This window comes from Serratia sp. CY47444, from assembly GCF_052168635.1.
Classification (GTDB): Bacteria; Pseudomonadota; Gammaproteobacteria; order Enterobacterales; family Enterobacteriaceae; genus Serratia; species Serratia bockelmannii.
In genome coordinates, this window is record NZ_JBJNMH010000004.1 from 177,698 (window position 1) to 196,837 (window position 19,140).

Genomic DNA, 19,140 nt, shown 5'->3' on the forward strand with positions numbered 1-19,140 from the left:
CAAAAAGGGAACGTTCCCAATTTAAAACCGCGATCACGATTTAACACGGGAAAACAGGAGAAAAACGGGCGCCGCCGCCCGGCTATCAGGCGCGCAGTTCCTGGCGCACGTGTTCGGGCAGGCCTTCCACCACCAGCTGATAGGAGCTGTCGATCAGCGTATAAAACTGCGAGTTCGGCAGGTTGCCGTCGAGAAACACCGTATTCCAGTGCGCCTTGTTCAGGCCGTCGCAGGCGACGATCTCCGGGTGGTGCTCGCGCAGGCTTTCCGCCAGCTCCGGGCTGGACTTGATTGCCAGCGCCGGCCGCCCTTCGACCTCGCACACCATCGCGAACATCACGTCGCCCACCTTGATCTGGCTGGCCTGCCACTGGTTCTGGTCGCTCTGCTCCGCGCCCGGCTTCGCCATGCAGTACTCCAGCAATGCGCTGTTATTCATTGGGTTATTCCCCCTGTAATGTGGCCACAATACGGCGTGCTCCGCCGTGGATGCGGTGCTCCCCCAGCCAGATGCCCTGCCATGTGCCCAACATCAGCCGCCCGTGCCTGACGGGCAGCGTCAAGGAAGCGCCCAGCAGCGAGGATTTGATGTGCGCCGGCATGTCGTCCGGCCCTTCGTAGTCATGTTGATAGGGTGCGTTTTCCGGCACCTGGCGCAGGAAATGCTGCTCCATATCGGCTCGCACCGTGGGATCGCAGTTCTCGTTGAGCGTCAGCGAGGCCGAGGTATGCTGCAGCAACAGATGCAGCAGGCCGGTTTGCAGGCGGTGTAAGTGGGTTAACTGGTTGACGATCTCGTCGGTAACCAGATGAAAGCCACGCGCTTTTGCGCTGAGGATTAGCGTTTGCTGATGCCACATGAGTGAGCGCCCCTCAATCAGTATATTCTCTCTCCGGTTTGCGGCAACTTCGGCGGCGCGCCGGCAATAAAAAAGGAGCGATATCGCTATCGCTCCCCGATGAACGTCCGTTCAGACTAACAGGCGTTACTGCACCGCGGCAAACGCCTCGGCCACCTGACGCACATTGTTGTGGTTCAGGCCGGCCACGCACATGCGGCCGCTATGGATCAGATAGACGCCGAACTCTTCACGCAGACGATCGACCTGCGCCGCGCTGAAGCCGGTGTAGCTGAACATGCCGCGCTGAGCCAGCAGGTAATCGAAGTTGCGCTGCGGCAGCGCGCTCTTCAGGGTGTCCACCAGCACGTGACGCATCTCGAGAATACGGGTGCGCATGCTCTCCACTTCGTCCAGCCACTGGGTTTTCAGCTGGGCGTCGTTCAGCACCTTGGCCACCAGCTGCGCGCCGAAGTTCGGCGGGCTCGAGTAGTTGCGGCGCACGGTGGCCTTCAGTTGGCCCAGCACGCGCCCGGCCGCCTCTTCGCTTTCGCACACCACCGACAGGCCGCCGACGCGCTCGCCGTACAGCGAGAAGATCTTCGAGAACGAGTTGCTCACCAGGCACGGCAGGCCGGCCGCCGCGATGGCGCGAATGGCGTAGGCGTCTTGCTCCATGCCGCCGCCGAAACCCTGATAGGCGATATCGAGGAACGGAATGATTTCACGCTCGGCGATCACATTGACCACCTCATCCCACTGGGCAGGGGTCAGGTCGGAACCGGTCGGGTTGTGGCAGCACGGATGCAGCAGCGCGATGCTGTGCTTCGGCAGCTGTTTCAGCGCAGCGAGCATGGCGTCGAACTTCACGCCCAGGCTTTCGCTGTCGAAATACGGATAGGTATTCACCTTGAAACCGGCGCCGCTGAAGATGGCGACGTGGTTTTCCCAGGTCGGATCGCTGACCCACACCTGCGAATCCGGGAAGTAGCTTTTCAGGAAGTCGGCGCCCACTTTCAACGCGCCGGAACCACCGACGGTCTGAATGGTGGCGATGCGCCCCTGCTGCAGCATCGGATGCTGCGCGCCGAACAGCAGCTGCTGGATGGCGGAACGATAGGGTTGCAGCCCTTCCATCGGCAGGTATACCGAGGCGCCGTGCTCGACGCTGTTCAACTGCGCTTGCGCCGCGGCGACCGCCCGCATCTGGGGGATGATGCCCTGCGCATCGTAGTACAGGCCGATACTCAGGTTCACCTTGTGCGCGCGCGGGTCTTGTTTGAATTTTTCCATCAGCGACAGAATGGGATCGCCGGCATAGGCGTCAACGTTCTGGAACACGGGGTTTTTCTCCTGGTTTATTTATTGTGGTTTAGGCACAGCGTTACGTTCCTAATATAGACGGAAAAGCGCATTCGGTTTCAGCTTTCTCGCGTCACCGGCAACAAACCGTTTTCCTTGATGCGATTGAGCACCACCGCCGTTTTGATATGCGCCACGCTTTTGTGCGGCGACAGCGTCTGGCTGATGAATTCGCTCAGCGCCGGCAGGTCAGCCACCGCCACTTTCAGCAGGTAATCGGCGTCGCCGGTGGTCTTGTAAGCGTCAAGGATCGCGTCCACGTCCTCCAGCATCTGATGAAAGCTGTCGATCTGCTCCTGCGCGTGCGTGATCAGGCTGACTTCAATCAGCCCCACCAGCCCCAGGCCGACCGCCTCCGGCGCCAGCCGCGCGTGGTAGCCGCGGATCAGCTGCGCCTGCTCCAGGCTGATGCGCCGCCGCGAACATTGGGAGGCCGAGAGCCCGACCAGCTCGCTCAGCTCCTGATTGGTCAGACGGCCGTTGGCCTGTAACAGCGTCAGGATTTTCATATCAAAATCGTCAATGTTGTACATAGCCACCTGTAAACTGTGTTAATAAATGTTGACGTTACAGCCTACCAGTTTTTTTACCGTTGCCGACGTCACACCCTGGCGCTTGAATCGCGTACAGCAGCAACGCCCGGCGTTTTCGCCGGTAAGCGGCATAAAAAACGGCTAACTCATGCAGACAAACGACAATTAACGGCGAAGTAACGCATAAAACCACGAATGTATAAAAAGGACGCCAGATGAAAAAGCTACTCCCCCTCGCGCTGCTGCTCGCCGCCGGCAGCGCCAGCGCGCAATCCCACCTGGACAAAGTGCTGCAGCAAAAGACCCTGGAGGTCTGCACCACCGGCGACTACAAACCCTATACCTTCCTCAAGGAAGACGGCAGCTATGAAGGCATCGACATCGACATGGCGCAATCGCTGGCCAAGAGCCTGGGCGCCAACGTGAAGTGGGTGAAAACCAGCTGGAAAACCCTGACGCCGGACTTCGCCTCCGGCAAGTGCGACATCGCGATGGGCGGCATCTCCGTCACGCTGGAGCGGCAAAAACAGGTGTTCTTCGCTGACAAGCTGGATACCGACGGCAAAATCCCGCTGGTGCGCTGCACCGACGTGAAGAAATACCGCACTATCGAACAGATCAACAAGCCGTCGGTGCGTCTGTTGGAACCGGCGGGCGGCACCAACGAAGCCTTCGTGCACGCCTATCTGCCGAAGGCCAAACTCACGCTGACGCACGACAACATGAGCATTTTCCAGCAGCTGGTGGATCGCAAGGCGGACGTGATGATCACCGACGCCTCCGAGGCGCTGTACCAGCAGAAGCGCTATCCGAAGCTGTGCGCGGTGAATCCGACCAAACCGATGCAGTACGGCGAGAAGGCTTACATGCTGCCGCGCGACGATCTGAGCTGGAAACTGTATGTGGATCAGTGGCTGCACCTGGCCAAGGCGACCGGCGAGTATCAGAAGGTTATCGACAAGTGGTTGGCGGTAAAGAAGTAACCCGCTGAGAAACGGGGCCGACGCGCGTCGGCCCCTGCGGCGCATCAGTCGCCGATGTATTCCATCGCCACACGCTGCGTGAGCTTGGTGATCAGTTCGTAAGCGCTGATGCCGGTGCAGGCGGCGATGCGTTCGACCGGCAGCGCCTGGCCCCACAGCACCGCTTCATCCCCCACCTTATCGGCGGCGTCCGGCCCGAGATCGACCGAAATCATGTCCATCGACACCCGGCCGACGATCGGCACTTCGCGGCCGTTGATCAGGATTGGCGTACCGGTCGGCGCGCTGCGCGGGTAACCGTCGCCGTATCCCATCGCCACCACGCCCAGCCGGGTATCGCGCGGGCTGACCCAGGTGCCGCCGTAGCCGACCGCTTCGCCGGCCTTGTGCTCGCGCACCGCGATCAGGCTGGATTTCAGGGTCATCGCCGGCTGCAGACCATGCTCGGCGCCGCTGCCGTTATCCAGCGGCGACACGCCGTACAGAATGATGCCGGGGCGCACCCACTCGTTGTGGGCGTCCGGCCACAGCAGCGTGCCACCGGAGGCGGCGACCGAGCGCTGGCCCGGTTTACCGCGCGCGAACTGCTCAAAGCAGGCGATCTGTTTCAACGTGGTGTCGGACTCCGGTTCATCGGCGCGGCTGAAGTGGCTCATGATATTGACCGGCTGCGCCACGTTGCGGCAGGCGCACAGGCGCTGATAAAACGCCTCCGCGTGTTCGGGGCGCACCCCCAGCCGATGCATGCCGGTATCGAGCTTCATCCACACCGGCACCGGGCGCGCCAGCTCGGCCTGCTCCAGCGCTTCGAGCTGTTCGATGCAGTGCACCGCGGTTTCGATGTTGTTCGCCACCAGCACCGGCAGATCTTCGGCACTGAAGAAGCCTTCCAGCAGCAGGATCGGTTTGACGATGCCGCCGGAACGCAGCATCAGCGCCTCGTCGATGCGCGCCACGCCGTAGCAGTCGGCGTCTTGCAGGGTGTGTGCTGTTTCCAGCAGGCCATGTCCATAAGCGTTTGCTTTCACAACGGCAATCAGGCGGCTTTGTGGCGCCTGGCGGCGCACCTGTTGCAGATTATGTCGCAGAGCGCGGCGGTCGATTACAGCGGTTGCCGCTTTCATTTCAGTTCCTTAGCTGATTATTCGTCATCGTATTGTGGCCCCGCGTAGTTGTCGAAACGCGACCACTGGCCGTTAAAGGTAAGGCGCACGGTACCGATCGGGCCGTTACGCTGCTTACCGATAATAATTTCCGCGATCCCTTTCAGATCGCTGTTCTCGTGATACACCTCATCACGATAGATGAACATAATCAGGTCGGCGTCCTGCTCGATAGAGCCGGATTCACGCAGGTCGGAGTTAACCGGGCGTTTGTCGGCGCGCTGCTCCAGGCTTCGGTTCAGCTGCGACAGCGCCACCACCGGCACCTGCAGCTCTTTCGCCAGCGCCTTCAGCGAGCGCGAAATCTCGGCGATCTCCAGCGTACGGTTGTCGGACAGGGCCGGCACGCGCATCAGCTGCAGGTAGTCGATCATGATCAGGCTAAGCCCGTCGTGCTCGCGGAAAATGCGCCGCGCGCGCGAGCGCACTTCGGTCGGCGTCAGGCCGGAGGAATCGTCGATGTACATGTTGCGCTTCTCCAGCAGGATACCCATGGTGCTGGAAATGCGCGCCCAGTCCTCGTCGTCGAGCTGGCCGGTACGGATGCGCGTCTGATCCACGCGCGACAGCGACGCCAGCATACGCATCATGATCTGCTCGCCGGGCATCTCCAGGCTGAAGATCAGCACCGGTTTTTCCTGGGTCATCGCGGCGTTTTCGCACAGGTTCATGGCGAAGGTGGTTTTCCCCATCGATGGACGGGCGGCGACGATGATCAGATCGGACTTTTGCATGCCCGCGGTTTTCTTGTTGAGGTCCTGATAGCCGGTATCGACCCCGGTCACGCCGTCGTGCGGCTGCTGATACAGCTGTTCGATGCGCGATACGGTGTCTTCCAGGATGCGTTCGATGCCCTTCGGGCCTTCGTCTTTGCTGGCGCGGTTCTCGGCGATTTGGAATACGCGGGATTCCGCCAGATCGAGCAGGTCTTCGCTGCTGCGCCCCTGCGGATCGTAGCCGGCGTCGGCGATTTCGTTAGCCACCGAGATCATTTCGCGCACCACCGCGCGCTCGCGCACGATGTCGGCGTAGGCGCCGATGTTGGCGGCGCTCGGGGTGTTTTTCGACAGCTCGGCCAGGTAGGCGAAGCCGCCGACCGAGTCCAGTTCACCCTTCTGCTCGAGCGATTCGGACAGGGTGATGAGGTCGATAGGCTTGCTCATCTCCAGCAGACGCTGCATCTCGGTAAAGATCAGGCGATGTGGGCGGCTGAAGAAGTCGTTGGCGACCACGCGCTCCGCCACGTTGTCCCAGCGCTCGTTATCCAGCATCAAACCGCCCAACACCGACTGCTCGGCCTCCAGCGAGTGCGGCGGCATCTTCAGCCCTTCCATCTGACGATCTCTGGAACGCTCTCTGGTTTCGTCCGCGTTTGTTTTGTTGGTTGGTTTTTTTCCTGCCATGAAACGTAGTCTTTATCCGGTTGCGAATGAAGGATCTTGACGCGAGAGTATACGTGATTTTTGCGTCATAACCGATGCAAAAAAGGTATTGAATCCCGCACGGGTGAACTGGATCTCCGATACTAAAAAGAATAGGGTGAAATCAGACACCCAAACGAGGTAACGATATGGCCAAGCGCATTCAATTCTCCGCCACCGGCGGGCCGGAAGTCTTGCAATACGTTGATTTTACACCGCTCGATCCCGCCGCCGGCGAAGTGCAGGTCGAGAACAAAGCGATCGGCATCAACTACATCGACACCTATGTGCGCAGCGGGCTGTACGCGCCGGCGAGCCTGCCGAGCGGCCTCGGCACCGAGGCGGCCGGCGTGGTGGTCAAGGTTGGCGCCGGCGTCAGCGCGATCAAACCGGGCGACCGGGTGGTGTATGCGCAGTCGTCGCTCGGCGCCTACAGCGAGATCCACAACGTGCCGGAAGAGAAAGTGGCGCTGCTGCCGCACAACCTGAGCTTTGAGCAAGGCGCCGCTTCTTTCCTCAAAGGGCTGACGGTGCACTATCTGCTGCGCCAGACCCACGACGTGCAGCCGGGTGAAGTGTTCCTGTTCCATGCCGCCGCCGGTGGGGTTGGGCTTATCGCCTGCCAATGGGCCAAAGCGCTGGGCGCGCGCCTGATCGGCAGCGTCGGTTCCGACGAGAAGGCGGCGCTGGCGAAGCAGGCCGGCGCCTGGGCCACCATCAACTACCATAAAGAGGATATCGCCCAGCGGGTGGCAGAACTGACGCACGGCGAGAAGGTCGGCGTGGTGTACGATTCGGTGGGGCAAAGCACCTGGCAGGCCTCGCTCAACAGCCTGAAACGGCGCGGCCTGATGGTCAGCTTCGGCAACGCCTCCGGCCCGGTGACCGGCGTCGATCTGGCGCTGCTGAATCAGAAGGGCTCGCTGTACGTCACCCGCCCTTCCCTCAACGGCTACATCACCAACCGCGCCGAGCTGCAGTACGCCAGCAACGAGCTGTTCTCGCTGATCGGCAGCGGCGCCATTCGGGTGGAGGTGAAAGACGAGCAGAAATTCGCGCTGGCCGACGCCCAGCGGGCACACCAGGTGCTGGAAAGCCGCAGCACCAGTGGCTCCAGCCTGCTGATCCCCTGATAGCGGCAAAAGAAAAGGGCTCCTTACGGAGCCCTTTCTGTTACTGCGTTTTGTAGGGGTAGAGCAGAGTCCGCCAGAGACAGGGGGTTGCTTCAGCAACACGAATTTTGATTGTCTCTCACGGTGATGAAATCGGTCGCATCACTGCATCGACCCACATCCTAACAGCCCCGTGCGGCAAAAAACACGCTTTATGTGCCACATCGCCGGGTAAAACTGCCAAGCTGTGATCGCTGCCGCATTAGCGTGGCGGGCAGTTATGCAAGTTTCATCGCGACTGACTGATTATTCAGCAAAAAATCAGTAACGCCTGGCCTGCGGTTTCTGCATCGACCGGTAAATCCATACCCCGACCACCGCCAAAATCAGCCACGGCAGCAGCTTAATCACCACCGCGAACAACCCGCCCAACAGCATGAACGCCGCCGCCACCAACAACGCGGCGAAGATCCCCAGCAGCGAGATGCCGGTCACCATCAGCATCACCACAAAGCCAATGAGAAAGAAGATTTCCAACATGATTGCTCCTTTGCAATACAACGTATCTGCAGAGTGGATTACAAGAAGCGTGCCAGAATGGCGGAAGGGCTAACCTATTGAAAAAATAGAACAGGCATCCGGTAACGTACCGAATGCCTGGCGAAAAACACTAACTATTGGTCAAATTTTTTGCGGGTTACGCCATTTCGACGCGCGGCTGACGCACCAGCGCCAGCGCCTGCTCCACCACCCGCGCATCGGCGCCCGGCTTGTGGGCGTTCTCGCTCAGGTGGCGACGCCACTGGCGCGCGCCCGGCACGCCCTGGAACAAACCGAGGATGTGACGGGTGATGTGGCCGAGATAGGTGCCGTTGGACAGCTCGCGCTCGATATACGGATACAGCGCTTCGACGATCGCCACGCTGTCCGGCACCGCGGTCTGCGCGCCGAACAGTTCGCTGTCGACCCGCGCCAGGATACCCGGATTCTGATACGCCTCGCGCCCCATCATCACACCGTCCAGATGCTGCAGATGCTGCCGCGCCTCTTCCAGCGTTTTCACCCCGCCGTTAATGGCGATGGTCAGCGCCGGGAAATCCCGCTTCAGCTGATAAACGCGCGGGTAGTCCAGCGGCGGCACTTCGCGGTTCTCTTTCGGGCTGAGGCCGGAGAGCCAGGCTTTGCGCGCGTGGATGGTGAACATGTCGCACTCGCCGCGCCCGGCGACGGTCTGGATAAAGTCGCACAGGAAGGCGTAGCTGTCCTGATCGTCGATGCCGATGCGGGTCTTCACCGTCACCGGTATCGATACGACGTCGCGCATTGCCTTGATGCAGTCGGCGACCAGCGCCGCCTGGCCCATCAGACAGGCGCCGAACATGCCGTTTTGCACGCGATCGGACGGGCAGCCGACGTTGAGGTTAATCTCGTCATAACCGCGCTGCTCCGCCAGTTTGGCGCAGTGCGCCAGCGCGGCCGGATCGCTGCCGCCCAGCTGCAGCGCCACCGGATGCTCTTCTTCGCTGTAGGCCAGATAGTCGCCCTTGCCGTGGATGATCGCGCCGGTGGTCACCATTTCGGTGTACAGCAGCGTTTCCTTGGTCAGCAGGCGGTGGAAGTAACGGCAATGACGATCGGTCCAGTCGAGCATCGGCGCGATGGAGAAACGATTGGCGGCGTAGGTTGGGGCGTGGTTGTCTTTCGTCATGCTGAGTTACTGGCTACCTGAGTCTGTCTGGGTTCAACGAACGGCGCGCGGCCGCAAACGGCTATTATAACGACAATCGGCGCCGTTGGGAAAACCCGCTTGCCGCCGGCAAAAATAAGCGGAGACAAGGCGAATAAACCCACTCGTTCAGGTGTTATCTCATTACGGGCGCGCACGGCGCCTCTGCCTTGAGGACACAACCATGAACAGCTTCATTAAACGCCTGCTGGCATCGGCCATTGCCGGCTGCCTGCTGTTTTCCGGCGCGGCGCTGGCGATGGGCGGCGACGGCAGCAGCCAAACCCCGCCGACCTGCCCGAAAGGCCAGGTCTACGACAGCAAAACTCAGACCTGCATGGTGGATAAAAGCGGCAAGGTCGACGACGTCGACCGCACTCACTACGCCTATGCGCTGGCGAAAAGCGGCCGCTATCAGGAAGCGCTCGATATGCTCAACACGCTGAAAGATCCCAACACCGCCGTTGCGCTGAACTATCGCGGCTACGCCACGCGCAAACTTGGCCGCACCGATGAGGGTATCGGCTATTATTTAAAATCAGTAGCCCTCGATCCGAAATACCCTAAAGTGCGCGAGTACCTGGGGGAAGCCTACATGCTGAAAGGCCGACCCGATCTGGCGCGCCAGCAGCTGCAGGTGATCCAGTCGCTGTGCGGCACCAAATGCGAGGAGTACCGCGATTTGGCGGCGGCCATCGACCGCCACCCGGAATCTTGATCCGACGCGCCTGCGGAGGTGACTATCAGCGGCGATGCGATACGCGATGAACTCGGCCACTATCTCTCCCGCCTGTGGCGCTATGCGCTGGTGCTCTCGCACCGGCGGGATGTCGCCGACGATCTGGTGCAGGCCACCTGCCTGCGTGCGCTGGAGCGCGCCGCGCAATTCACCCCCGGTTCGCACCTGGATCGCTGGCTGTTTTCCATCCTGCACTCCATCTGGCTCAATGAAGTTCGCGCCCAACATCTTCGCCAGGGGCAAGGCTGCATGGCGGCGGAAGAGCTGGGCGATGCGGACAACGGCGAACAGCCGGTCTGGCTCCATGAAGTGATGCGGCGCGTCAGCCGGCTGCCGACGGCCCAGCCAACGCGCTGTTTCTGGTGTATATCGAAGGGCTATCCTATCGGGAGGCCGCGAAAGTGCTGGCGGTGCCAATCGGCACCGTCATGAGCCGCCTGGCGGCCGCACGCTTGGCGTTGGCCGATGACCGCTCGTTGGCAAACGACGGCCCGCACCGCAAAGAGAGCCATCCCGCCCCCCTTGCCTCCTGCTCGTCGATAACGCCCTATTCCAACGAGCGGATAACCCGGCATGGCTGCCCCAGCGCCAGCACGTTGGCCGGGATGTCGCCGGTGACGATGCTGCCCGCGCCGATGGTCGTGCCGTCGCCGATGGTCACTCCCGGCAGGATCACTACGTTGCCGCCGATCCAGACGTTGTTGCCAATGGACACCGGCTGCGCCGAGGTGCGGAAAGGGAAATCCGGATCGCCGGTGAAGCGCTCTGCGGCCTTCAGCGGGTGGCTCGGCGTATAGATTTGCACGTTGGGGCCGATCAGCGTGTTGTCGCCGATGGTGATGGTATTACAATCGAGGAACACCGCATTGACGTTGATAAAACAGTTTTTACCGATGCGGACATGCTGCCCGTAGTCGCACCAGAATGGCGTTTCAATCCAACTCGCCTTCCCCCAGGCGCCAAACAGCTCGCCGAGCAGGCGGTTTTTCTCGTCCGCCTGATGCGAGTCCAGCGCCCCCAAGCTTTTGGTCAACGCCCTCGCCCGATGGTACAGGGCGATCAGTTCTTCATCGCGGCTGTTGTACTCCAGGCCGCTTAACAGCTTCTCTCTTTCCGTCATCACACAGGGCTCCTGCTCATCACGCGGGTGAAAGGCGTTATACCGCTCTCGTCCCCCGCTCTCCAGCGCTAAAACCGGCAACGTTGATTTGCCGCCCGACGGAGGGGAAAGTTGTGATGCAACTCTCTTTTCGCGCGATCGACGCGCCTTTCCCTGCGCTATCCTCAGGGGAAAAGGGGGCAACTCTCGGCGATTCGCCGTAATCATGGTAAAATCGGCTTTTTTACGTACCGGGATATTTGCGATGAACTCAACCACCCAGGAAAAGCTGCTGGCGCAGGCTGAACGCCTCTGCCAGCAACGCAATGTGCGATTGACGCCGCAACGGCTGGAAGTGCTGCGTCTGATGACTCAGCAACCCGGTGCAATCAGCGCATATGACCTGCTCGATCTGCTGCGCGTCGCCGAACCGCAGGCCAAGCCGCCGACGGTCTACCGCGCGCTGGATTTTCTGCTGGAGCAAGGGTTTATCCATAGAGTGGAATCGGCCAACAGCTACGTGCTGTGCCACCATTTCGAACAGCCGATGCATACATCCGCGCTGTTTATCTGCGACCGCTGCGGCCAGGTGACCGAACGCACCACCGAAGGCGTGGAGGAAACGCTGCAGAAGCTGGCGCAGGAAGCCGGATTTGCACTGCGGCACAGCGTGGTGGAAGCGCACGGTCTGTGCGCCGGTTGCGTTGAAGTTGAGGCTTGTGACAGCAAGCATGACTGCGCCGAACACGATCACAGCATCGCCATCAAGAAGAAGTAAGACGAAGTCAGGTACTTCCCTGTACCTGCAGCCGGGGCGCCAAAGGATGGAGCGACGCCGGCCTGCGCTGTTGCCGGCCGCCGTCAGTGGCGGCCCTGCGTGTTACCAGCGGTGTTTGGTGTGATCTTCCCAGGCTTTCACCTCTTTCTCGGCCGCCTCTTTCTGGTAACCGTAGCGCTCCTGGATTTTACCGACTAGCTGTTCGCGTTTCCCTTCGATGACCGTCAGATCGTCATCGGTCAGCTTGCCCCATTTTTCCTTCACTTTGCCTTTCAGCTGCTTCCAGTTACCGTCGGCTTGATCTTTATTCATAGTCTCTCCGTTAACCTGTGGTGAATCAGTGATCCCTGTCGCCGGCCGGGGTTAAACAGAAATTTTTCTGGTTGATACTCCCTTCACCTTAAGAAGCACCGCTCCCCTTCATTCACCAGCCACATGATTCATTCTAGTTAAACATGGAAATAAAAAAGCCAAACATCAGAATAAAAAACCATTAAAAAGAAAAATAAACACAAAAAACGCTAACAAACAACGAACTAAACCGGAAATATTCAGGCTGGAAACATGTAAGCAAACATGAATAAAAACATAAGATAAATTAATAATTAACCCAACAAAGCGTCCGGTCTAACGTGCAGCAAACCAGCTGCCGCGCACCTGATGACGGTGCCAAATCCAACCCAGCGCCACGCCACGCAACGTCAGAAACACCGCCAGCGCCAGCCAGAGCCCGTGGTTGCCTAGCAGCGGCACGCTGAACAGCGTCAGACCATATCCTGCCGCGGCCACCGCCATACTGTTACGCATCTCGGCGCCGCGCGTGGCACCGATAAACATGCCGTCCAGCAAATAGCACCACACCCCGACCAGCGGCAGAATAACCTGCCACGGTAAATAGTGGGCGGCCAACGCGCGCAGCTCCGGCAAGGAGGTCAACGCCGCCACGATCTGCTGGCCGGTAACGGCATACGCCAGGCCGAAAGCCAACGCGACCAGCCCAGCCTGCCTGCAGGCCGCGTGCCACACCTTACGCAGTTGGCTGCCGTCCCGGGCGCCGTAGGCGTGGCCGGAATGGGCCTCCACCGCATAAGCGAAGCCGTCGAGCGCATAGGCGGTAAACGTCAGCAGGTTCATCAACACCGCGTTAACCGCCACCACATCGCTCCCCAGGCGAGCGCCGAAAATGGTCAGCGACGCAAAACACAGCTGCAGCAGCAATGAGCGCAACATGATGTCGCGATTGAGCGCCAGCAGGCGGCGCAGATCGCCACGCCAGGCCTGACGCAGCATCGCCAGGGTAATACCGCGCAGACGCATCACTCGCCACGCCAGCCACAGGCCGAGCAATAGCGTGGCATATTCGGCGATGGCGGTGGCCGCCGCCGCCCCTCGTACGTTCCAGCCCAGGCCCATCACCAGCCAGATATCCAGCACGATGTTCAGCAGGTTGCCGACGATCAGCAGGATCACCGGCGCACGCACGTACTGCACGCCGAGCAGCCAGCCCAGCAGCACCAGGTTGGCCAGCGCCGCCGGCGCGCTCAACCAGCGGATCTCAAGAAAACGCCGCGCCTGCTCCAGCACCTCGCCATCGCCGCCGACGATCCGCAGCGCCAGTTCGATCAGCGGGTAACGCAACAGGACGATCGCCCCCCCGGCCAACAGCGCCAGCAGCAGCGGTTGCATAAAGGCGCGCGCCAGCGCCTGCGGGTTTTTCGCTCCCAGCGCCTGCGCCGCGAGGCCGGTGGTGCTCATGCGCAGGAACAGCAGCAGCATGAACAGGAAGCTGGTCGCCACCGCGCCGATCGCCACGCCTCCCAAATAGATCGGGCTGTCGAGGTGGCCGATCACCGCGGTGTCCACCAGCCCGAGCAGCGGCACGGTGATATTGGAGAAAATCATCGGCAGGGCGAGGCGCCACAGGGCTTTATCGGTGTCGCTGGTGAAGGCGGAAATCAGGCGCATGATGGGATGTTCCTGTGACAGAGTGACGAAGGGCGAAGTCAGAAACAAAAACGCCCCAAAACAGGGGCGATTGATACAGGGAGCGGCGGTGATGGCGCGGCGATTAAATCCAGTCGCCGTTGCGGATCACGCCGACCGCCAGCCCTTCGATCGTGAAATTCTGCTGGCGCAGATCGACCACGATCGGTTGGAATTCATTGTTCTCCGGCAGCAGCTCAACCACGTTACCGTGCTTTTTCAAGCGCTTGACCGTCACTTCGTCTTCGATGCGCGCGACCACGACCTGGCCGTTGCGCACGTCTTGCGTTTTGTGCACCGCCAGCAGATCGCCGTCCAGAATGCCGATGTCGCGCATCGACATGCCGTTCACCCGCAACAGGAAATCGGCGCTCGGTTTAAACAGGGAAGGATCCACCTGGTAGTGCCCTTCGATGTGCTGCTGCGCCAGCAGCGGTTCGCCGGCGGCGACGCGACCGATCAGCGGCAGCCCTTCTTCTTCTTCCATCAACAGGCGGATACCGCGCGACGCACCGGAGACGATTTCGATCACGCCTTTGCGTGCCAGCGCCTTCAGGTGCTCTTCGGCGGCGTTAGGCGAACGGAACCCCAGACGCATCGCGATCTCGGCACGCGTTGGCGGCATGCCCGTTTGCGAAATATGATCGCGAATCAGATCGTAGACCTCTTGCTGTCTGGTAGTTAGTGCTTTCATTCCGCCCCCTGTTTGTTTATACAGTCTTGCTGTGAGTATATACAGGTAAGCGCGGATTGGGAACCGAAGAATAAATAAAAATCAGTCAGTAGGCGACTTTCGTCAGCCAAAATGCTGCCACAAGACCGTACCCCAAACGAACAGCGCCAGCACGATCGCCAGCGACACCGCCGCCGATCCCATGTCCTTGGCCCGCCCGGACAGCTCATGGTGTTCGCTGCCGATGCGATCCACCACCGCCTCGATCGCGCTGTTCAGGATCTCGACGATCATCACCAGCGCCACCGATCCGATCAATAAAATGCGCGCTATCGCACCCACGTCCAGCCAGACAGCCAGTATGATAGCCAGGAGGGTCACCACCAGTTCCTGGCGGAACGCCGCCTCGTGTTGCCAGGCGGCGGAAAGCCCTTTATAAGAATAGCCGGCGGCCTTGATGATGCGGGTCAATCCGGTTGCTTGGTTTGCCATGTTTTCGTGCCTTTCTCAGAGGTCGGTCATAATAAAAAGAGTCTAGAACAGTCCGCGCTGACGGCTCTCGGTTTTCGAACACCACAGATCTGCTACCCGGTTTCTGGTATGCTTGCGGCGCATTGCTAACAAGAGGCTTCACGTTGTTATGTCAGGTTGGCGTAAAATTTATTATAAAATATTGAATTTACCACTTAAATTGTTGGTAAGAAGTAAGGTCATCCCTTCAGATCCGGTTACCGAGCTAGGGTTGGATCCCTCACGGCCGATTTTGTATGTTTTACCTTACAATTCCAAGGCGGATTTGCTGACGCTGCGCACCCAGTGCCTGGCGCAGGATCTGCCCGATCCGCTCAACGCGCTGGAGATCGACGGCACCGTGCTGCCGAGCTACGTGTTCATTCACGACGGCCCGCGCGTGTTCCGCTACTACACCCCGAAAGAAGAGTCGGTAAAGCTGTTCCACGACTATCTGGATCTGCATCGCAGCAATCCGGATCTCGACATTCAGATGCTGCCGGTTTCGGTCATGTTCGGCCGTTCGCCGGGCCGCGAAGGTCACGGCACGCCACACCTGCGTCTGTTGAACGGCGTGCAGAAATTCTTCGCCGTACTGTGGCTCGGCCGCGACAGCTTCGTGCGTTTCTCCAACACCGTTTCGCTGCGCCGCATGGCCACCGAGCACGGCACGGATAAAACCATCGCGCAGAAACTGGCGCGCGTGGCGCGCATGCACTTCTCGCGTCAGCGCCTGGCCGCGGTAGGCCCGAGCCTGCCGGCCCGTCAGGACCTGTTCAACAAGCTGTTGGCGTCCAAAGCGATCGAAAAAGCGGTCGAGGACGAAGCGCGCAGCAAGAAGATCTCGCACGAGAAGGCCCAACAGAACGCCATCGCGCTGATGGAAGAGATCGCCGCCGATTTCTCCTACGAAACCGTGCGCCTGTCCGACCGCGTGCTGAGCTGGACCTGGAACCGGCTGTATCAAGGCATCAACGTCACCAACGCCGAACGCGTGCGCCAGCTGGCGCAGGACGGCCACGAGATCGTCTACGTGCCCTGCCACCGCAGCCACATGGACTATCTGCTGCTGTCCTACGTGCTGTATCACCAGGGCCTGGTGCCGCCGCACATCGCTGCGGGCATCAACCTCAACTTCTGGCCGGCCGGCCCGATCTTCCGTCGCCTGGGCGCGTTCTTCATCCGCCGCACCTTTAAAGGCAACAAGCTGTACTCGACGGTGTTCCGCGAATACCTCGGCGAGCTGTTCACTCGCGGTTACTCGGTGGAATACTTCGTGGAAGGCGGCCGTTCCCGCACCGGGCGTCTGCTGGAGCCGAAGACCGGCACCCTGTCGATGACCATTCAGGCGATGCTGCGCGGCGGTGCCCGTCCGATCACGCTGGTGCCGATCTACATCGGCTACGAGCACGTGATGGAAGTGGGTACCTACGCCAAAGAGCTGCGCGGCGCCACCAAGGAAAAAGAGAGCCTGCTGCAGATGCTGCGCGGCCTGCGCAAGCTGCGTAACCTGGGCCAGGGTTACGTCAACTTCGGCGAACCGCTGCCGTTGACAGCTTACCTCAACCAGCACGTGCCGCAGTGGCGCGAGTCGATCGATCCGATCGAAGCTCAGCGCCCAAGCTGGTTGACGCCGACGGTCAACGATCTCGCCGGCCAGATCATGGTGCGCATCAACAACGCCGCCGCGGCCAACGCCATGAACCTGTGTTCCACCGCGCTGCTGGCCTCGCGCCAGCGTTCGCTGACCCGCGAACAATTGCTCGAGCAGCTCGAGTGCTACCTGCAGCTGATGCGCAACGCGCCTTACGCCCATGACGTCACCGTACCATCGCAGACGCCGGACGAGCTGCTGGATCACGCGCTGAACATGAACAAGTTCGAGGTGGAAAAGGACAACATCGGCGACATCATCATCCTGCCGCGCGAGCAGGCGGTGCTGATGACCTATTACCGCAACAACATCCACCACCTGCTGGTGTTGCCGTCGCTGATCGCCAGCATCGTCATGCATCATCGCCGGGTATCGCGCGCCGAACTGCTGCGCCAGATTGGCATGATTTACCCGATGCTGAAAGCCGAGCTGTTCCTGCATAACGACAAGGAGCAGCTGCCGGACGTGCTGCGGCCGATGATCGACGAGCTGATCCGTCAACAGCTTATCTGCGACAAAGGCGACGAGCTGGTGCTGAACCCGGCGCGCATTCGCCCGCTGCAGCTGCTGGCCGCCGGGGTGCGCGAAACCCTGCAACGCTACGCCATCACCATGTCGATCCTCAGCGCCAACCCGAGCATCAACCGCGGCGCGCTGGAGAAAGAGAGCCGCATCATGGCGCAGCGTCTGTCGGTGCTGCACGGCATCAACGCGCCGGAGTTCTTCGACAAGGCGGTATTCTCCACCCTGGTGGCGACGCTGCGCGAAGAAGGCTATATCAACGACAGCGGCGATGCGATCCGCGAGCACACCCTCGAGGTGTACAACATGCTGAGCGATCTGATCACGCCGGAAATCAAGCTGACCATCGAAAGCGTCAACATGCCGGAAGAGACCACCATCCTGCCGCAAACCGATGCGGGAGAAGAGCAAGACGAGTGATTTCGCCCGGCGCAGAAACACAAAAGGCACCCCGAGAGGTGCCTTTTTTCTTGCTGCAGGAAACCGTTACGCCGGCAGATAGCTCAGCGCGATGCCGATAAATATCACCAGCCCGACATAATTGTTCTGCAGGAAGGCCTTGAAGCAGGCTTCGCGCTCGCGCCCGGCAATCTGCTTCTGCTGGTGAATGAACAGCGCGCCCGCCAGCAACAGCGACCAGTAAAACGCGCCGCCGAGCTGCGCCAGATAACCGACCCACACCAGCAGCAACAGCGTCGCGAACTGCAACAGCCCGACGATCAGCTTGTCATAACGCCCGAACAGGATAGCGGTGGACTTGATGCCTATTTTCAGATCATCGTCGCGATCGACCATCGCATACAGCGTGTCATAGGCCACCGTCCAGCAGATGTTCGCCAGCAGCAGCAGCCAGCAGCTGAGCGGCAGCGATTCGCTGACCGCCGCATAGCCCATCGGAATGCCCCAGCCGAACGCGGCGCCCAGCACGAACTGCGGCAGGTTGGTCACCCGCTTCATAAACGGATACACCCAGGCCAGCGCCAGCGCCGCCAGCGACAGCCAGATGGTCATCGCGTTCAGCGTCAATACCAGGCAGAACGAAATCAACACCAGCACCACGAACAGCACTTTGGCCTCTTTGGCGCTCACCCGGCCGCTCGGCATCGGCCGCCCGGCGGTGCGTTTCACATAGCCGTCCACCGCGCGATCGGCGTAATCATTCACCACGCAGCCGGCGGCGCGCATCAGGAACACGCCGAGCACGAACACCACCAGAATCGACAGCGGCGGCACGCCTTTCCCGGCCAGCCACAGCGCCCACAGCGTCGGCCACAACAGCAACAGCGTGCCGATCGGTTTATCAATGCGCATCAAATGGCTGTAAGCCCGCCATTTACTTTGAGTCACGCTTCCCTCCAACGTCTTGCTCTCCTCTCTTTATGCGGGGACCGCTGAATACAGCGGCGAAGCCGGTAAAAACAGTTCGGTCAGCAACAGCGGCTTGCCCGCCAGCCGCAGCCGTGAACGACGCGCCCACAGCGCGTCCTGCCGGCCGATATGGATATAGTCGCGCGTCAGCTCGCCGCTGCTGAACAGATAGCGCCCGAGCGGCAGCGTCCCCAGATCCACCAGCGCCTGGTCGGGGCCGGTCAGCGTATGTTCCGGGATCACCGTGCGCCCAAGCAGCCAGGGCTGGTCGTCGCCCAGCAGCACCACTTCGCGCAGCCAGTAGCGCGTGCTGTCGGGCAGGTGGTTCGCCTCGTCGCCCAGCGCCTCGCGCGTGACGAAGCATTCGCGCTGCGGTTCAACGCGCACCTGGGCGCAATGGCGTTCAAATCGGCGGGTCATGGAGCCTAACTCCATCAGCCAGTCGCTGACGGCGGCGGGCGCCGGAGGATCCTGTTCGGACAACCACTCCAGCGGCGGCAGGATGGAATCCCTGATGCCAGACATTGCTTTACTCCTCGCCTGAACCGCGGCCGGTACGGCGCGCCAGACGATACAAACTGTTAACAGGCCCCCATTGTAGCGCAGAAATACGAAAGCGGCAGGCTGATTCGTGGCGAAAACGGCGGTGGCTTCCGCCGGAAAAACCGGGTTCCT

General features: G+C 60.7%; 20 protein-coding genes and 1 pseudogene. 6 read left to right on the forward strand and 15 right to left on the reverse strand.

The annotated features are described in order from the left end of the window. Window positions 1-85 precede the first annotated feature (85 nt). From ACJ8IL_RS09040 to ACJ8IL_RS09055, 4 genes are all read right to left on the reverse strand, one after another. Window positions 86-439, reverse strand: coding sequence for an MmcQ/YjbR family DNA-binding protein (locus ACJ8IL_RS09040; protein WP_025304442.1), 354 nt, complete (start codon window positions 437-439; stop codon window positions 86-88). 4 nt (window positions 440-443) lie between these two features. Continuing rightward, the gene (locus ACJ8IL_RS09045) at window positions 444-860 is read right to left on the reverse strand and encodes a secondary thiamine-phosphate synthase enzyme YjbQ (RefSeq protein ID WP_004936779.1); all 417 of its coding nucleotides are present in this window, start codon (window positions 858-860) and stop codon (window positions 444-446) included. A gap of 126 nt (window positions 861-986) precedes the next feature. Then, a complete protein-coding gene (locus ACJ8IL_RS09050; protein WP_261127491.1) occupies window positions 987-2,180 on the reverse strand; it encodes an amino acid aminotransferase in 1,194 nt (397 codons plus the stop codon). A gap of 80 nt (window positions 2,181-2,260) precedes the next feature. Beyond that, a complete protein-coding gene (locus ACJ8IL_RS09055; RefSeq protein ID WP_025304444.1) occupies window positions 2,261-2,734 on the reverse strand; it encodes an Lrp/AsnC family transcriptional regulator in 474 nt (157 codons plus the stop codon). 215 nt (window positions 2,735-2,949) lie between these two features. Between ACJ8IL_RS09055 and ACJ8IL_RS09060 the strand changes: the two genes are divergently transcribed. Further along, entirely contained in the window at window positions 2,950-3,717 is a 768-nt protein-coding gene (locus ACJ8IL_RS09060; RefSeq protein WP_049204325.1) for a transporter substrate-binding domain-containing protein, read from the forward strand. 44 nt (window positions 3,718-3,761) lie between these two features. Here ACJ8IL_RS09060 and alr read toward each other — a convergent pair whose 3' ends face one another. Further along, complete coding sequence (alr, locus tag ACJ8IL_RS09065; protein ID WP_049204323.1) at window positions 3,762-4,841, reverse strand: alanine racemase; 1,080 nt, start codon at window positions 4,839-4,841, stop codon at window positions 3,762-3,764. Between the two features lie 17 nt (window positions 4,842-4,858). After that, the gene (gene dnaB / locus ACJ8IL_RS09070; RefSeq protein WP_025160134.1) at window positions 4,859-6,283 is read right to left on the reverse strand and encodes a replicative DNA helicase; all 1,425 of its coding nucleotides are present in this window, start codon (window positions 6,281-6,283) and stop codon (window positions 4,859-4,861) included. Window positions 6,284-6,450: 167 nt separating this feature from the next. Between dnaB and ACJ8IL_RS09075 the strand changes: the two genes are divergently transcribed. Beyond that, window positions 6,451-7,434 carry a quinone oxidoreductase gene (locus tag ACJ8IL_RS09075; RefSeq protein WP_147823171.1) on the forward strand — a complete coding sequence of 328 codons (984 nt, stop codon included), beginning with the start codon at window positions 6,451-6,453 and terminating at the stop codon, window positions 7,432-7,434. A gap of 300 nt (window positions 7,435-7,734) precedes the next feature. On the opposite strand, the gene pspG is transcribed toward ACJ8IL_RS09075, so the two are convergent. Continuing rightward, on the reverse strand, window positions 7,735-7,953 hold the full coding sequence (gene pspG, locus ACJ8IL_RS09080) for an envelope stress response protein PspG (RefSeq protein WP_025304448.1): 219 nt from the start codon (window positions 7,951-7,953) through the stop codon (window positions 7,735-7,737). A 157-nt stretch (window positions 7,954-8,110) separates the two neighbouring features. Further along, on the reverse strand, window positions 8,111-9,121 hold the full coding sequence (gene dusA, locus ACJ8IL_RS09085; RefSeq protein ID WP_042785464.1) for a tRNA dihydrouridine(20/20a) synthase DusA: 1,011 nt from the start codon (window positions 9,119-9,121) through the stop codon (window positions 8,111-8,113). 202 nt (window positions 9,122-9,323) lie between these two features. Between dusA and ACJ8IL_RS09090 the strand changes: the two genes are divergently transcribed. Together ACJ8IL_RS09090 and ACJ8IL_RS09095 are read left to right on the forward strand one after the other, a co-directional pair. Next, complete coding sequence (locus tag ACJ8IL_RS09090) at window positions 9,324-9,857, forward strand: tetratricopeptide repeat protein (protein WP_197770346.1); 534 nt, start codon at window positions 9,324-9,326, stop codon at window positions 9,855-9,857. 18 nt (window positions 9,858-9,875) lie between these two features. Further along, window positions 9,876-10,421, forward strand: a pseudogene (locus ACJ8IL_RS09095) (RNA polymerase sigma factor). 4 nt (window positions 10,422-10,425) lie between these two features. Here the strand turns inward: ACJ8IL_RS09095 and ACJ8IL_RS09100 are convergent. Next, window positions 10,426-10,998 (reverse strand): sugar O-acetyltransferase, encoded by a 573-nt coding sequence (locus ACJ8IL_RS09100; RefSeq protein ID WP_025304451.1) that lies wholly within the window; start codon window positions 10,996-10,998, stop codon window positions 10,426-10,428. Between the two features lie 244 nt (window positions 10,999-11,242). On the opposite strand from ACJ8IL_RS09100, the gene zur reads away from it, so the two are divergent. Beyond that, window positions 11,243-11,755 (forward strand): zinc uptake transcriptional repressor Zur, encoded by a 513-nt coding sequence (gene zur / locus ACJ8IL_RS09105; protein ID WP_015379223.1) that lies wholly within the window; start codon window positions 11,243-11,245, stop codon window positions 11,753-11,755. Between the two features lie 102 nt (window positions 11,756-11,857). Here the strand turns inward: zur and ACJ8IL_RS09110 are convergent, their stop codons facing one another. The 4 genes from ACJ8IL_RS09110 to ACJ8IL_RS09125 form a co-directional block, all read right to left on the reverse strand. Next, complete coding sequence (locus ACJ8IL_RS09110; RefSeq protein ID WP_004936743.1) at window positions 11,858-12,067, reverse strand: CsbD family protein; 210 nt, start codon at window positions 12,065-12,067, stop codon at window positions 11,858-11,860. 315 nt (window positions 12,068-12,382) lie between these two features. Next, the gene (gene dinF, locus ACJ8IL_RS09115; RefSeq protein WP_025304452.1) at window positions 12,383-13,720 is read right to left on the reverse strand and encodes an MATE family efflux transporter DinF; all 1,338 of its coding nucleotides are present in this window, start codon (window positions 13,718-13,720) and stop codon (window positions 12,383-12,385) included. A 103-nt stretch (window positions 13,721-13,823) separates the two neighbouring features. Further along, a complete protein-coding gene (gene lexA, locus ACJ8IL_RS09120) occupies window positions 13,824-14,432 on the reverse strand; it encodes a transcriptional repressor LexA (RefSeq protein ID WP_025160136.1) in 609 nt (202 codons plus the stop codon). 102 nt (window positions 14,433-14,534) lie between these two features. Continuing rightward, window positions 14,535-14,903 (reverse strand): diacylglycerol kinase, encoded by a 369-nt coding sequence (locus ACJ8IL_RS09125; RefSeq protein WP_015379225.1) that lies wholly within the window; start codon window positions 14,901-14,903, stop codon window positions 14,535-14,537. Between the two features lie 148 nt (window positions 14,904-15,051). On the opposite strand from ACJ8IL_RS09125, the gene plsB reads away from it, so the two are divergent. Beyond that, entirely contained in the window at window positions 15,052-17,517 is a 2,466-nt protein-coding gene (plsB, locus tag ACJ8IL_RS09130; RefSeq protein WP_197791239.1) for a glycerol-3-phosphate 1-O-acyltransferase PlsB, read from the forward strand. Window positions 17,518-17,583: 66 nt separating this feature from the next. Here plsB and ubiA read toward each other — a convergent pair whose 3' ends face one another. Next, window positions 17,584-18,456: a 4-hydroxybenzoate octaprenyltransferase gene (gene ubiA, locus ACJ8IL_RS09135; RefSeq protein WP_261127489.1), complete on the reverse strand. Its 873-nt coding sequence runs from the start codon at window positions 18,454-18,456 to the stop codon at window positions 17,584-17,586. 18 nt (window positions 18,457-18,474) lie between these two features. Beyond that, window positions 18,475-18,990, reverse strand: coding sequence for a chorismate lyase (gene ubiC / locus ACJ8IL_RS09140; RefSeq protein ID WP_261127488.1), 516 nt, complete (start codon window positions 18,988-18,990; stop codon window positions 18,475-18,477). Window positions 18,991-19,140 lie beyond the last annotated feature (150 nt).